Annotated in this window: 11 protein-coding genes; 1 reads left to right on the top strand and 10 read right to left on the bottom strand. The window is 70.1% G+C overall.

Going from position 1 to position 13093, the window contains the following annotated elements; translation table 11 throughout:
• Positions 1-11: 11 nt before the first annotated feature.
• The 9 genes from INT51_RS14005 to INT51_RS14045 all read right to left on the bottom strand — a co-directional run bounded on the left by INT51_RS14005 (position 12) and on the right by INT51_RS14045 (position 9148).
• Positions 12-632, bottom strand: coding sequence for a response regulator transcription factor (locus INT51_RS14005; RefSeq protein WP_193105942.1), 621 nt, complete (start codon positions 630-632; stop codon positions 12-14).
• Entirely contained in the window at positions 629-1972 is a 1344-nt protein-coding gene (locus INT51_RS14010; RefSeq protein WP_226832431.1) for a sensor histidine kinase, read from the bottom strand. Before INT51_RS14010 ends, INT51_RS14005 begins: the two co-directional genes overlap by 4 nt.
• A gap of 9 nt (positions 1973-1981) precedes the next feature.
• Positions 1982-2746 carry an ABC transporter permease gene (locus tag INT51_RS14015; RefSeq protein ID WP_226832433.1) on the bottom strand — a complete coding sequence of 255 codons (765 nt, stop codon included), beginning with the start codon at positions 2744-2746 and terminating at the stop codon, positions 1982-1984.
• Positions 2747-2749: 3 nt separating this feature from the next.
• Entirely contained in the window at positions 2750-3682 is a 933-nt protein-coding gene (locus tag INT51_RS14020; protein ID WP_193105943.1) for an ABC transporter ATP-binding protein, read from the bottom strand.
• 131 nt (positions 3683-3813) lie between these two features.
• A complete protein-coding gene (locus tag INT51_RS14025) occupies positions 3814-5100 on the bottom strand; it encodes a glycosyltransferase family 4 protein (RefSeq protein WP_193105944.1) in 1287 nt (428 codons plus the stop codon).
• On the bottom strand, positions 5097-5666 hold the full coding sequence (locus INT51_RS14030; protein WP_193105945.1) for a PRC-barrel domain-containing protein: 570 nt from the start codon (positions 5664-5666) through the stop codon (positions 5097-5099). The genes INT51_RS14025 and INT51_RS14030 overlap by 4 nt, the downstream gene beginning before the upstream one ends.
• 16 nt (positions 5667-5682) lie before the next feature.
• Complete coding sequence (locus tag INT51_RS14035) at positions 5683-6630, bottom strand: TetR/AcrR family transcriptional regulator (protein ID WP_193105946.1); 948 nt, start codon at positions 6628-6630, stop codon at positions 5683-5685.
• Positions 6627-7784, bottom strand: a complete 1158-nt coding sequence (locus INT51_RS14040; RefSeq protein ID WP_193105947.1) for an aspartate-semialdehyde dehydrogenase — start codon at positions 7782-7784, stop codon at positions 6627-6629. The genes INT51_RS14035 and INT51_RS14040 overlap by 4 nt, the downstream gene beginning before the upstream one ends.
• On the bottom strand, positions 7781-9148 hold the full coding sequence (locus INT51_RS14045) for an aspartate kinase (RefSeq protein ID WP_193105948.1): 1368 nt from the start codon (positions 9146-9148) through the stop codon (positions 7781-7783). The genes INT51_RS14040 and INT51_RS14045 overlap by 4 nt, the downstream gene beginning before the upstream one ends.
• 695 nt (positions 9149-9843) lie before the next feature.
• On the opposite strand from INT51_RS14045, the gene INT51_RS14050 reads away from it, so the two are divergent.
• Positions 9844-11025: a hypothetical protein gene (locus INT51_RS14050; protein ID WP_193105949.1), complete on the top strand. Its 1182-nt coding sequence runs from the start codon at positions 9844-9846 to the stop codon at positions 11023-11025.
• 430 nt (positions 11026-11455) lie between these two features.
• Here the strand turns inward: INT51_RS14050 and INT51_RS14055 are convergent, their stop codons facing one another.
• On the bottom strand, positions 11456-12979 hold the full coding sequence (locus INT51_RS14055; RefSeq protein WP_193105950.1) for a mannitol dehydrogenase family protein: 1524 nt from the start codon (positions 12977-12979) through the stop codon (positions 11456-11458).
• Positions 12980-13093 lie beyond the last annotated feature (114 nt).

Genomic DNA, 13093 nt, shown 5'->3' on the forward strand with positions numbered 1-13093 from the left:
GGCAGCCGGCCTCACGTGAGCAGGCGGCGGCGGTAGCCCTCGGCCACGGCAGAGGCCCGATCTCGGACGCCGAGCTTGTCGTAGATGTGCTGCAGATGGGTCTTGATGCTCGCTTCACCGATGAACAACGCCGTCGCGGCCTCTCGATTCGAGCTGCCATTCGCGACCAGCTGCAGCACCTCCTTCTCCCGACCGGTCAGCGAGCCGGCGCTGGGCCCGCGCACCTGCCCCATGAGGTGCTGCGTCACCGACGGCGCGAGCACCGACTCCCCCCGCGCGGCGGCACGGACGGCTCGCATCAGCTCATCGGGCAGCGCATCCTTCAGCAGATACCCGATCGCACCCGCCTCGATTGCCGGCAGCACGTCTCTCTCACTGTCGAAAGTGGTCAGGATCAGCACGCGGACATCCGGGACCAGCTCGCGCAGGGCCGCGGTCGCGGAGACGCCGTCCATTCCGGGCATCCGAAGGTCCATGAGCACGACATCCGCCGTCCGCGCCATGACACGGTCGATGCCCTCGGCGCCGTCACCCGCCTCGCCGACCACGACGATGTCCTCCACGGCGGCGAAGGTGTCACGAAGGCCGCCCCTCACGATCGGATGGTCGTCGACGATCACCAGTCGAATCATCGGTCGGTCTCCTCCTTCACTCTCGCGTCCCCGGGGGCGATCGCCGGCACGCGCACACTGACGGATGTCCCGTCACCCCGTGCGCTCTGCACGTCGACGTGCCCGCCGACGCCTCGGATGCGCTGGCGCATGCTCGTCAGGCCGAAGCCGGTGCCGACCCCCTTCGCGAACCCGCGTCCATCATCCCGTACGTCCAGCAGCACCTCGGTGCCTGTGTACGACAGCGTGACCCCGACGCGCGAGGCCTCCGCGTGCTTGGCCACGTTGGTCAGCGATTCCTGCGCGACCCGGAAGAGCGACACCTCGATCGCCGGGCTCAGAGGCATCCGAGGGCCTGTGACGTCGAGCTGCACTCTCTTCCCCTCGTCCTGTGACCATTGCTCGGTCAGCGTGCCGAGCGCGTCGGGGAGGTGGGCTCTGCCGAGTTCCTGAGGCGCGAGCGCCCGCACCGATCGTCGGGCCTCGGTCAGACTGCTGCGCGCGAGTCGAAGGGCCCGCGCGACGTGCTCGTCCGGCTCGCCCTGCAGCCCTGCGGAACTCTCCGCGGCCTGGAGCTGCGTGATGATGCCGGCGAGCCCCTGGGCCAAGGTGTCGTGGATGTCGCCGGCCAGTCGCTGTCGCTCGTCCTGGACCCCGGACTCCCGGGCCTGAGCGACCAGCTGCGCGTGCAGCCCGGCATTCTCGTGCAGGGCCCCCTCCAGCCGCTCGACGAGCTGTTCCCGCTTGCGCTCCTCCGGCTCGCTGCGCGCCGTGAGCACGATGCCCACCCCGATCGCCGCGGTCTGCACGACGACGATCAGGAGGAACTCCACGAGCAGCTCCGAGGTCGGGTCCGACCACCAGCGCATCGCCGAGCCGTTGAGGGCCACGGAGGTGGCCAGGACCCCGAGGACCCCCAACGGCCACGGCCTGAGCAGGTACGCGTGGAAGAAGCCGGAGACGGTGAAGACGATGAAGACGTCGGAGTACGACATGAGGGTGAGGCACAGCCCCAGCAGGCCGATGACATAGATGACCGACGGCGCGGGCCGGAGCGATCTCCTCCTCAGAGGCAGGGTATGGCCGCCCAGCACCCAGAGCACCGCGACCGAGACCAGTCCGAGGACGGAGGCGCCCTCGGGCCAGAAGCGTTCTCCGGAAGCCGGAAGCACCCACGAGAAGTAGATCGTCGTCGAGATCGCCAGCAGCAGCCAGGGGGTGAACAGCTGCAGAAGGTCCCAGACCCGCAGCTGGTCCTCCTTCCAGGCCAAACGGGAACGACTCGCGTCCTCCGCCTCCTCGGCGACGGCGGCGCCGCGCGACCCGGAGATCTGGCGCGCACCAGTGCCGACGTCTCGCATCATCGTCACCTACTCCCAGCGGAAGAGTCTCGCGGCGATCGCACTCGTGGTCACCGCGATACCTGCCATTATGGCGATCTGCAACCAGAAGGGCTGCCCTTCGGCGCCAGCGGTGAGCTCGCCCGCTTCCGCAGACCACGCCTCGGTGAGAGCCTGCAGCCCGGGCGGCACGAATTCTCCGACCCGCTGGAGCACCTCAGGCATGAGGAGGCGGGGCAGGAAGGCGCCGCCGAAGAACATCAGCGCCACGAACAGCAGGGTGCCGATCTGTGTCGCGGCGCCACTCGTGGGGACCACTGCCGCGGAGATCATGCTGACCCCGAGCACCGCCGCATAGCCGACGAGGAAGGCGACGGCGAACGCCACCGGCCGCTCGGGCGGCGCGATGTCCAGCACCGCCCACGCCACGAAGATCATCAGCGCCGCGGAGACCAGCACGGAGGCGAACGCGACGATCATCTGCGCGAGCAGGACGTTTCCCGGATGCACAGGAGTGGTCGACATCCTGCGCAGGATGCCGCGCTCCCGATACGTCGCGATCACCGACGGCACGTGCTGCACGGCGATCATCACCATCCCGAACACCAGTGCGGTGGGTGCCCAGACGTCGATGGACCGGAGCCCGCCGGTCTCCGGCGACGACTCCCTGAGCGAGGGGATGGCGCCCAGACCGAGCAGGAGACCTGTCGGGAACAGCACCCCGAAGCCGACGGTGGCAGGGTCTCGGAGGAAGAGCTTCGCCTCGACCTTGATCATGTTCATCAGCGCACGCATGAGTCAGCCTTCCTCGTGGAGGGGCTCGGTGGTCTCCGGGGCGCGGCCGGTGAAGGCCACGAAAGCGTCGTCGAGGGTGCGGTGGTCGACGCGGAGTTCCTCCGCCACGACCTCGGCCCGGGCAAGAGCCCCCGCAACGCTGCTCAGAAGCTGTCCGCCGCCGGTGACCCGCCACTGGTCCTCGGTGACCTCGACATCGGTCACCCCGGGAAGCTCCGTCAGGGCGGTCCTGTCCAGCGGCCGGCTCACGCGGAACCGGACCTGCTGCACCTCGCTCGCCTGCGCGATCAGCCCTGCAGGCGAGTCCACTGCGGCAACTCGGCCACTGTCGATGACAGCGATCCGGTCGCAGAGGCGCTCCGCCTCGTCCATGAAATGCGTGACGAGGAGGATCGTGACGCCCGTGTCGCGAACCCGTTCGATGAGCCTCCAGGTGTCGCGCCTCGCCTGTGGGTCAAGTCCCGTCGTGAGCTCGTCCAGAATCGCGATCTGCGGATTTCCGACCAGGGCGAGCGCGATCGAGAGCCGCTGCTTCTGCCCGCCGGAGAGAGCCCTGTACTGCACGTCGCGCTTCTCGGTGAGACCCAGGAGCTCCATGAGCTCGCGCCAGTCGGCGGGGTTCCGATAGAAGGAGCTGTAGAGCTCGAGGGCCTCGGCGACCTTGATCGCGTCCTGGAAGCTGCTCTCCTGCAGCTGCACGCCGAGTCGCTCACGCACCTCCGCGCGATTCTTCCTCGGGTCCAGACCCAGCACGGAAATGGATCCCGAGTCAGGCGTCCGCAAGCCGGCGATGCTCTCGACGGTCGTCGTCTTGCCCGCGCCGTTGGGCCCGATGATGCCGAAGATCTCCCCTTCCTCCACCGTGAAGGAGACGTCGTCGACGGCGACGTGGCGCCCGTAGCGCTTGTGCAGATGTCGTACTTCCAAGGCGGTCATACCTCGACGCTACGGACGCATCGCGGCCCGCCACATCGACCGCAGCGACTGCGCCGGGGTTGACTCGCATGTCCACCGTTCGGTGGATCCACTGCACCGCGCGGAGGGCCCGGAGTCCCGTGATGGCGAGGTCAGCGCCGGAGCACCCCGCCGAGGATCTCCAGGTAACGGCGCGCCAGGACGTCGTCGTCGGCGTTGTCGGCGACCCAGGCGCGGCCGCTGGCCCGCACGCCTGCCCGGGAGCGGTGCGCGGCGAGTTCGCGCCACAGATCCGTGAGCGCAGCGACGTCCTGCGGGGGCAGTACGTGGCCGGCGTCCGCCGCGCGCACCACGTCGGCCGCTTCCCCGTCCAGCAGAGCGGTGATGTGGCGACCTGTCGCGAGCATCTCGTAGAGCTTCGAGGGGACGGTCCACTTGAACGGCGCCCAATCGCGCAGGGACACCACGACCGTGTCCGCCCAGCGGTACTGCGCACCGACCTCGATGTGCGGGATGCGCGGCAGCACCTCCACCGGGGCGTCGAGCTCACGGGCCAGCGCCGCCAGGGCCGGCGCCTCGACCCCGTGGCCGACGAGCCGGACACGCAGGTCCACGCCTTCTCGATGCAGCTGCGCGGCGGCGCGCACCACGGTGTCCAGACCCTGCGAGCGCCCCATGTTCCCCAGGTACAGGCAGCGCAGCTCGGGATGATCGTCGGGGAGGTGATCGCGCTGCGGGGTGACCGTCGCCAGATCGGTGCCGTTGCGGACCACGTCGACCTCGGTGACCCCGCGCTCCTCCAGCACGTCCGCGAAGCGATCGGTGGTGGTGACCACGGCGTGGGCACCGCTCTGCCAGGCGGTGACCTGCTCGTGCACCTGTCCCTTGGCCAGGGCGACCGCCCAGCGCAGACTGCGACGCGCGAGGCCGGGCTGCGGAGCGTGGGCGGCCTCGGCGGGCAGCGCACCGACCGGGCCCACGTGGGTGACCAGATCCGGCCAGGCATCGCGCATCTCGACCACCAGGGGCACGCCCCAGAAGGTCGCGAGCGTGCGGCCCACCATGAGCGTGGGGATCGCCGGCGCGGTCGCGATGATCACGTCGGGGCGAGTGCCGGGGCGCGAGAAGCGACAGCGCAGACGACGCAGCGAATCCGCGGCCGTCACCAGATGATCCGCGGAGCGGGAGCCGATGTCCGATCGGTGCGGGAGATACGCGGTGCGCAGCACGGTCTCGCCGTGCTGGCCGGTCTCGACGCTGCCCACGCGGTGGGCGCGACGCTGCTCTCGGGTGGGGCGCCCGATCGGGTAGTGCGGCACGGGAGCAGCGACGGTGACGCGGTGCCCGGCCGCCAGGAACCGGGCCACCAGTGCCGACCAGCGCCGCTGAGGGGCGCCGAACTCGGGGGCGTAGTAGTGCGTCAGCAGCAGGATCCTCATCCGGCGGATGCCTCCTGGAGCCCCAGGGCCAGCTCCGCCTCGCGCAGCATCTCCGGGGTGGCGTGGCTGGTGCCGGGCGGGCGGATACCGGCGAGAGCGGTCTCGGCATCGACCAGCAGCCACAGGGCCTGCGGGTGGCCGGGCTCGGAGGTCAGATCACCCTCGCCCTCGTCCGCTGCCTGGTCCGATGTCTCGCGCACCGCGTCGCGCGCCGCCTCGTCCGCCGGATGCTCTGCGGGCAGCACAGCGATCGCCGCGGCCGGTATCAGCACCGTGCGGGAGCTGAGTTGACGGCGCACCACCGTGATCGCCGCGAGTTCACCGGAGGCGTCGTGCAGATAGATGTCACGCACCCGGCCCACGGACTCGTCATCGCTGCCGCGCACACTCGCACCCGCCAGCGCCTGCAGTCGCTCCCGGCGCATACCGGGTGCGGCGTCGGCCGAAGCTGCGGAGCGAGATCGGTCGGCCGACTCCGCAGGCTCGGCACCACCCGCGTTCGCGTCGGCCGCATCGGCCGGGTCGGGAGCGTCAGTGGAGGCACCGCCCCCGATCGCCTCAGCCACGCACTCTCGCCCTACCTCAGTCGATGACGCATAGGCGCACGAAGTCCCGCACGTCGCGGATGGGATCGGCCGTGCCGTTCTGCTGCAGCTCACGCACCGAATGCTCCCGCACCGACAGGCTCAGCAGGAGAGAGAACATGGTGCGGGAGATGAACGCGGGATCCGCGCCCTCGACCAGCTTGCCCTTCTCGTCCAGGCCCGTGAGGACCTGCTCCAGCACGTGCTCGTGCACCAGACGCAGCCGCGAGATGCGGTAACGCCCCGGATGGTCGGGATTGACGATCTCCGCCGACAGGGTGGCCATCAGCGCCATCGGGTGCTGCGCGGGATTCCACGGCCCGGCCAGCGCCGCGAGCAGCGCCTTCGGAGACGCCTGCAGCGACTCGACCGAGTCCAGCAGACCTTGAGCATGCATCTCGAGCCGGTCGACGACCGCGCCCAGCAGCACGTTCTTCGAGGCGAAATGGTGGAGCATCCCCGGATGCGAGATACCCACGCGGCGCGAGATGTCCCGCAGGCTCGCCCCGTGGTAACCGCGCTCGGCGAACAGGGCCGAGGCGCCGTCGAGGATCGCTTCGCGGCGAGCCTGGCCCGGCGTGGTCGACTCCCGGGTCCCGATCGTCGCGGTCTCGGAGTTCTGAGCACCGTCGGGGGCCGTGACGCCGGGCGCCGGAGCACTCCCGGACGGCACCCCGGGAGCCTCCGGGTCCAGCGCAGCGGCGGCCGACGCCGGGGCCGCAGCGGTGGCCGGGGCATCGAAGATGGTGCGCAGATCGTCGGCGACCTCCAGCTCAGCGGCCGCAATCGAATCGAGCGTACGCAGGACGCTCGTCAAAGGATCCACACTCATGTTCACCGAGTTTCCGTCGAAGGACTCGTCTCCGGCCCGATCGGAGAACACCGAGGACAACGGGGCTGGCCCGGTCCCCGCACCCGGAGGACCACTCGAGGCGGCAAGCGTCATATCCGGCTCTCCTTCGCGATCAGTTCGGCGATCTGGATGGCATTCAGGGCAGCGCCCTTCCGCAGATTATCCGCTACCGCGAACAATACGAGACCCTTCCCGTCCGGAACAGACTGATCCTGACGGATGCGACCCACGAACGTGCCGTCCTTGCCTGCCGCCTCCAGCGGGTTGGGAAGGTCGACGACGGTGACGCCCGGCGCAGCCTCCAGCAGTTCACGGGCACGATCCGCGCTCAGCGCGCTATCGAACTCGGCATGGATCGCGACCGCGTGACCACTCATCACCGGCACGCGCACACAGGTGCCGGCGACCGGCAGATCGGGCAGGCCGAGGATCTTGCGGGACTCGTGACGGAGCTTCTGCTCCTCATCGGTCTCGCCGGAGCCGTCGTCGACCAGGCTCCCGGCCATCGCGAGCACATTGAACGCGATCGGCTTCACGTAGGTGGACGGCTCACCGAGATCCACGGCCGACCCGTCCAGCGCGAGCTTCTCCACCTCGTCGACACCCGCACGGACCTGCTCGGCGAGCTCCGCCACCCCGGCCACGCCGGAGCCGGAGACGGCCTGATAGGTGGCGACCTTCAGCCGCGCCAGCCCCGCTTCGTCGTGCAGCGCCTTCAGCGCGGGCATCGCGGCCATCGTCGTGCAGTTCGGGTTCGCGATGATGCCGCGCGGCAGATCGTTGATGGCCTGCGGGTTCACCTCGGAGACCACGAGCGGCACCTCGCCGTCGCGGCGGTACGCCGAGGAGTTGTCCACGACGGTCGCGCCGGCCTCGGTGAACCGCGGGGCCAGGGCCTTCGACGTCGACCCGCCTGCGGAGAAGATCGCGATGTCGACCCGCTTGCCCTCCGACGTGATGTCCGCCGTGGTGGCGTCCTCGACGGTCAGGGCCTGACCGGCGTACTGCACGGCCGAGCCGGCGCTGCGGGCCGATGCGAAGGCGCGCACCTCGCGGTGGGGCACGGCGCGGTCCGCGAGCAGGGCGAGCAGGACCCGGCCCACCTGACCGGTCGCGCCCACCACGGCGATGACCGGCCCGTCGGCCGAGTACCCGGGGGTGGTGGTGACGTCGAAGTCCGTCGCGGTGAGGTCGCCGGTGGTGCTGTTGTCGCTGATGGTGCTGTTCTCGGGGTTCTGGGTGCTCATCGTCCGGTCCCTCCGTACACGACGGCCTCGGTCTGCTCGGCATCCAGGCCGAAGGCGCTGTGGATCACGCGCACCGCGTCGTCGAGCCGGGACTGCTCCGTGACCACCGAGATGCGGATCTCCGAGGTGGAGATCATGTCGATGTTGATGCCGGCCTCGCCCAGCGAGCGGAACAGCAGCGCCGAGACGCCGGGGTGGGAGCGCATGCCCGCGCCGACGATGCTGACCTTCCCGATCTGGTCGTTGTAGCGCACCTCGGAGTAGCCGATCGCCTCCTGCGCCTGCTCGATGGCCTTCAGGGCCGCCGGGACGTCGTCCTCGGGCAGGGTCAGGGAGATCGCGACCGTGTCGTCGACGGTCGAGGAGTTCTGCACGATCATGTCGATGTTCGCGCCGGAGCCGGCGACGACGTCGAACAGGAGTGCCGCACGGCCCGGGACGTCCGGGACCTCGACAACGGTGATCTTGCCTTCGCTGCGGTCATGCGCGACGCCCGCGATGATCGGCGCCTCGAGGCCGGGGTCCGAGTGGTCGTCCATGGGGAGCTCCTTGGTCGGGTCGGCGGCGTCGCGACGGGCGACGTCCGCGGTGCGGATGGTGACGTCGGGGTCGACGGGGATGACGCGGTCGGGGTCGTCGGAGACGATGGTCCCCAGGAGCCCGGAGTACGAGGAGCGCACGTGCAGCGGCACCCCGTAGCGGCGGGCGTACTCCACGCTGCGCACCATCAGGATCTTGGCGCCGTTGGCGGCCAGGTCGAGCATCTCCTCGCAGGAGATGAAGGGGACGCGACGGGCGGCGGGGGCGACCCGGGGATCCGCGCTGAACACGCCGTCCACGTCGGAATAGATCTCGCAGACGTCGGCGCCCAGCGCTGCGGCGAGCGCCACGGCAGTGGTGTCCGAGCCGCCGCGACCCAGGGTGGTGATGTCCTTGGTGGACTGCGAGACGCCCTGGAAGCCGGCCACGATCGCGACCGAGCCCTCGTCGAGCGCCTCCTGGATGCGTCCCGGGGTGACGCGCAGGATGTGGGCCTTGCCGTGCACCTCGTCGGTGATCAGGCCGGCCTGCGAGCCGGTGTAGGCGCGCGCTTCGACACCGGCATCGTTCAGCGCCATCGACAGCACCGCCATCGAGATCCGCTCACCGGCAGTGACCAGCATGTCCAGCTCGCGCGGCGGCGGATTGGGCGTGACCTGCTCGGCGAGGTCGATGAGCTCGTCGGTGGTGTCCCCCATCGCGGAGACGACGACGACCACCTTGTGGCCCGCCTTCGAGTACAGGGAGATCCTCTGCGCGACACGCTTGATCGAGTCGGCGTCGGCGACGGAGGATCCTCCGAACTTCTGGACGACCAGGCTCATAGAACGAGTTCCTTCACGGTTGCGGGCTTCGGCTTCAGCTTCGGGCATTCCTGCGATGGGACTGCTGGTGTGCAGCCCCACGGTCCGTGCCCGGGGCAGCAGTACCTGCCGGTGCCGGGCATACAGAACCACGGGCCAGTCTACGAGGGCGCCCGCTCAGACGCTCATGACCTCACACACCGAGACGCACCCCCAGGTCACAGCCCTTTCGAGACGTGGCCCACCCAACACTGCCCGGGGCGCGCCGCCTCCGGCCCGGCCCTTCCCCCACCAGCCCAGCCCCCGCGCCCCCGCCGCCCAGACACCCCCACCCCCGGCGGCGCGCGCAGCCCGCCAGCCACCACGCCCCGCCCCGCCGGCCCGCCGGCCCGGCAGCCCGGCGGCTCGGCGCCACCAGGCACCAGGCACCAGGCACCAGGCACCAGGCACCAGGCACCAGGCACCAGCCAGTTTTGTCCCGGCACGACCGGTGTCGGTGAGCACATCGGTCGTGCCGGGACAAAACTCGGCGCCCCCACCCATGCCCGGCGGCCGGCACCCGGCACCCAGCGGCGGGAAGGCGGGAAGGCGGGAAGGCGGGTGGGCGATGCGACAGCCGGCGCGACGGGTGGGATCTTTCCTCCACAACGCGCCTGCATCCCCACCACTCGCCACGGGCCCTCGACGGCGACGCCGAGAAACTACCGTCGGCCCACATGCGAGCCACCCCGCTCCCGCCCGGAGCACTCCTCCCCCGTACCGAATGGCGCGCCCTCGGCGTCTCTGCGCAGCGTCTTGCCGGGCCGGGGCTGGTCACCGTGTTCCGAGGATTCGCGACGCCCGCGGCTGCTCCTGCGAGCGTCAACACCATGTGCCGGGTCCTGCAGAGAAACGTGCTCCCCGGCGCAATCATCAGCCACACGACTGCTGCGGCGATCCTCGGCATCGCAATCCCGTGGTGGTCGGACCGTGGAATGGGAGTGCTCTCCAGCGCCTCCTTTCTGCTCGGCGAGAAGCGCATCGTGCCGAGCACCCTTCCTGTCCCGCCGGGCGACAAGGCTGGAGGACCAGGGGCGAGCATCCTCTCCGAGGTGGGGAACGCCCGGGTCGAGTCCGGCCTCCCCGTCGACCCGTCGGGGCTCCACCCTGGTCCGCCGACCGCGGTCCGCCCCCTGACCACGCCCCCGCTGCTGCACTGCCGTCTGGATCCGGGTACCCAACGCTCTGCCGGTCCGCACGTGTTGGTGCACCGCACCTCACGGCGTGCCAGCTTCACGTATCAGGAGCTCGAGCTGTCGCACCCGTACGTCGTGCTGCTTGAGCTCGCGAGCGTCCTCGAGCACGACGATCTCGTCATCGCCGTGGACTCACTGATCTCCCGCGATCCCCCACTGCTCGGCGCGAGCCTGGAGGCGATCTGGCGCGCGGTCGGCTCGTACACAGCGCATTGGGGTGCCCCCGCCTTGAGGAAGGCTCTCCGCGACGCGCGACCGAACACCGACTCCCCCGGCGAGACCCGGACCCGTTTGCTGCTGATGCGCGCCGGTTTCCCGGAGCCCGTCATCAACCACCCCGTGGTCGATCCTGACACCACGAAGACGCGGTACCTCGATCTCGCGTACCCGGAATTCAAGATCGGCGTGGAGTACGACGGCGACTACCACCGCCTCACCAAAGCGCAATGGCGCGCCGACCAGGCCCGAAAAGATTCGCTCGCCTCCCTGGGGTGGGATCTCCGCACCTTCACGGGCCAGGACATCACGCAGCCACTCCGAGCACTGGACGCCCTGCAGCGCACGTTCACTCGCGCCGGAGCCCGTGCGCCCTCGAGCAGCAACTGGTCCGGCCGTGCCGAGGAACTGCTGGGGCGTTCCTTCCGTCCACCGGCGACAGGCTGAACCGATCAACACTCCCGCTCCCGCCAATCACCCAACTGGCCCCTCGCCCTGCCGCCAGCGCGCGGTCCACGGGCCGTCGTCGCCCGACTGGCGGGCCGCATGTGCCGCGCCTGCCGCCCCACGGTGCGGTACTCACTTCCCCGCGGTGCAGTACTCACTGCCCCGCGGTGCGGTACTCACTTCCCCGCGGTGCGGTACTCACTGCCCCGCGGTGCAGTTTTGCACCGTCAGGACCGGTGCTGGCGTCCACATCGGTCCTCGCACCACAAAACTAGGTCCGCCACCCGCCACCCGCCGTTCGCCATCCGTCGGCGCCGGATCGCTCGGTGTGGAGGGCCGGAACTGGCGGGGAAGCCCGGCCGGGAAGCCGCGCGGGGAGACGACGGGGCGGGAGGCCGGGGCGGGGAGACGACGGGGCGGGAGGGGGAGGTCAGGCGGGGGTGACGAGCTCCTGGAGCAGGGCGCGGGCCCCGTCGGCGCGCAGGACCTCGAGGGCGTGGAGGTACGGCGTGGTGAAGGCGTCGTGCTCGACCAGGTCGCCGAACAGCTCCTCGTCGCGCAGGAAGGCGAGCGGATCCGAGTCGTGCTTTGCCGCCGCCGCCATGACGCGGTCGTGGAGGCGATCCACGACCGGCCACTCTTCGCCGTTCTCCCCGGTGCCCTCCGCGTAGCGGGCCCAGGAGGCGACGATCGCGGCGCTCGCGGTGACGTCGCGGCCGGCCTCGAGGTTCTCCCTGATCACGGGGACCAGCCAGGTGGGGATGCGGTCGGAGGATTCCGCGGCGAGCCGGGCCAGGGTGTCCTTGATGCTCTGATTGGCGAAGCGGGCCATGAGCTCGTCCTTGTAGGCCGTCAGGTCGATGCCCGGCACCTCGGGGACTGCTGGCGTGCCCTCGTGATCCATGTACAGGGTGCGAGTGAACGGAGCGAGGTGCTCGTCAACGGCGGCCTCGTCGGCGTAGGTCTGCCCGAGCAGCAGTCCGAAGTAGGCGATGGCCTGGTGGGAGCAGTTCAGAAGGCGCAGCTTCATCAGCTCGTACGGTTCGACGTCCTCGACCATCTGCACCCCGACCTCCTCGTAGGCGGGGCGACCGGCGGGGAACTCGTCCTCCAGGACCCACTGCACGAAGTCCTCGCTGACCACGGGCCAGGCATCCTCGATGCCATAGTCGGCAGCGATCATCTCGATGTCCTCGGGTGCCGTCACCGGCGTGATGCGGTCGACCATGCAGTTGGGGAAAGCGACGTGCTGCTCGATCCAATCGCCCATCGGCGTATCGCCGTGCAGACCGCTCTCGTCGCGGCGCCGCGCGTAGGCGAGGATCATGCGCTTGGCCAGATCACCGTTGCCGCGAACGTTGTCGCAGGACATCACGGTGAAGGGCTCGGTGCCGGCCGCTCGCCGACGACGCAGCGCCTCGACCACGTAGCCGAACATCGTGCGCGGCGCTCCCTCGCCCTCGCCGAAGCCCGTGGCGAGGTCCGCGGCGACAGCCTCGGTCCCGTACTGGAACTCGCCCGTGGATGGGTTGTAGTTGTAGCCGCCCTCGGTCACCGTCAGCGAGACGATGCGCACCGCCGGGTCCGTCATCTGCGCGAGCACGGCCTCGGGGTCGTCGGGCGCGAAGAGGTAGGTGGCGATGGAGCCGATGACGCGCGGGTCGCGCTCCCCGTCGGGCGCCTTGGTGACCAGCGTGTACAGGCCGTCCTGACTGGTGAGCGCGTCGCGCATGCGGGAGTCGCCCGGCAGGAGGCCGACGCCGCAGATCGCCCAGTCGCGGTCGCGGCCGGCGTTGAAGAGCCGATCCAGGAACATGGCCTGATGGGCGCGGTGGAAGCCGCCGACGCCGAAGTGGACGATGCCGATCTTCCGCTCATCGAGCGGATACTCGGGCACGGCGACCTGGCCATTCGCAGCGATGTCGGACAGGGCGGAAGAATTCAGGGCGGTCATGGCTCATCCTTCGTCGGCGAGTGATGTGGGTTCAGACGATACACACTGAGCCGCCAGATGAGCAGGGGTGGGCGCTCACTTGATCAATGCAGCTCGACGGGCTGGTGGGCCGGC

Origin of the sequence: Brachybacterium sp. FME24 (genome assembly GCF_014897705.1) — a bacterium.
In the GTDB taxonomy this organism is placed as follows: domain Bacteria; phylum Actinomycetota; class Actinomycetes; order Actinomycetales; family Dermabacteraceae; genus Brachybacterium.

Excerpts from the sequence above, each read along its gene's own strand:
- INT51_RS14055 (WP_193105950.1), bottom strand. The coding sequence starts at position 12,979 with ATGACCGCCCTGAATTCTTCCGCCCTGTCCGACATCGCTGCGAATGGC.
- INT51_RS14035 (WP_193105946.1), bottom strand. The coding sequence starts at position 6,630 with ATGACGCTTGCCGCCTCGAGTGGTCCTCCGGGTGCGGGGACCGGGCCA.
- INT51_RS14050 (WP_193105949.1), top strand. The coding sequence starts at position 9,844 with ATGCGAGCCACCCCGCTCCCGCCCGGAGCACTCCTCCCCCGTACCGAA.
- INT51_RS14040 (WP_193105947.1), bottom strand. The coding sequence starts at position 7,784 with ATGAGCACCCAGAACCCCGAGAACAGCACCATCAGCGACAACAGCACC.
- INT51_RS14010 (WP_226832431.1), bottom strand. The coding sequence starts at position 1,972 with ATGCGAGACGTCGGCACTGGTGCGCGCCAGATCTCCGGGTCGCGCGGC.
- INT51_RS14020 (WP_193105943.1), bottom strand. The coding sequence starts at position 3,682 with ATGACCGCCTTGGAAGTACGACATCTGCACAAGCGCTACGGGCGCCAC.
- INT51_RS14015 (WP_226832433.1), bottom strand. The coding sequence starts at position 2,746 with ATGCGTGCGCTGATGAACATGATCAAGGTCGAGGCGAAGCTCTTCCTC.
- INT51_RS14045 (WP_193105948.1), bottom strand. The coding sequence starts at position 9,148 with ATGAGCCTGGTCGTCCAGAAGTTCGGAGGATCCTCCGTCGCCGACGCC.
- INT51_RS14025 (WP_193105944.1), bottom strand. The coding sequence starts at position 5,100 with ATGAGGATCCTGCTGCTGACGCACTACTACGCCCCCGAGTTCGGCGCC.
- INT51_RS14005 (WP_193105942.1), bottom strand. The coding sequence starts at position 632 with ATGATTCGACTGGTGATCGTCGACGACCATCCGATCGTGAGGGGCGGC.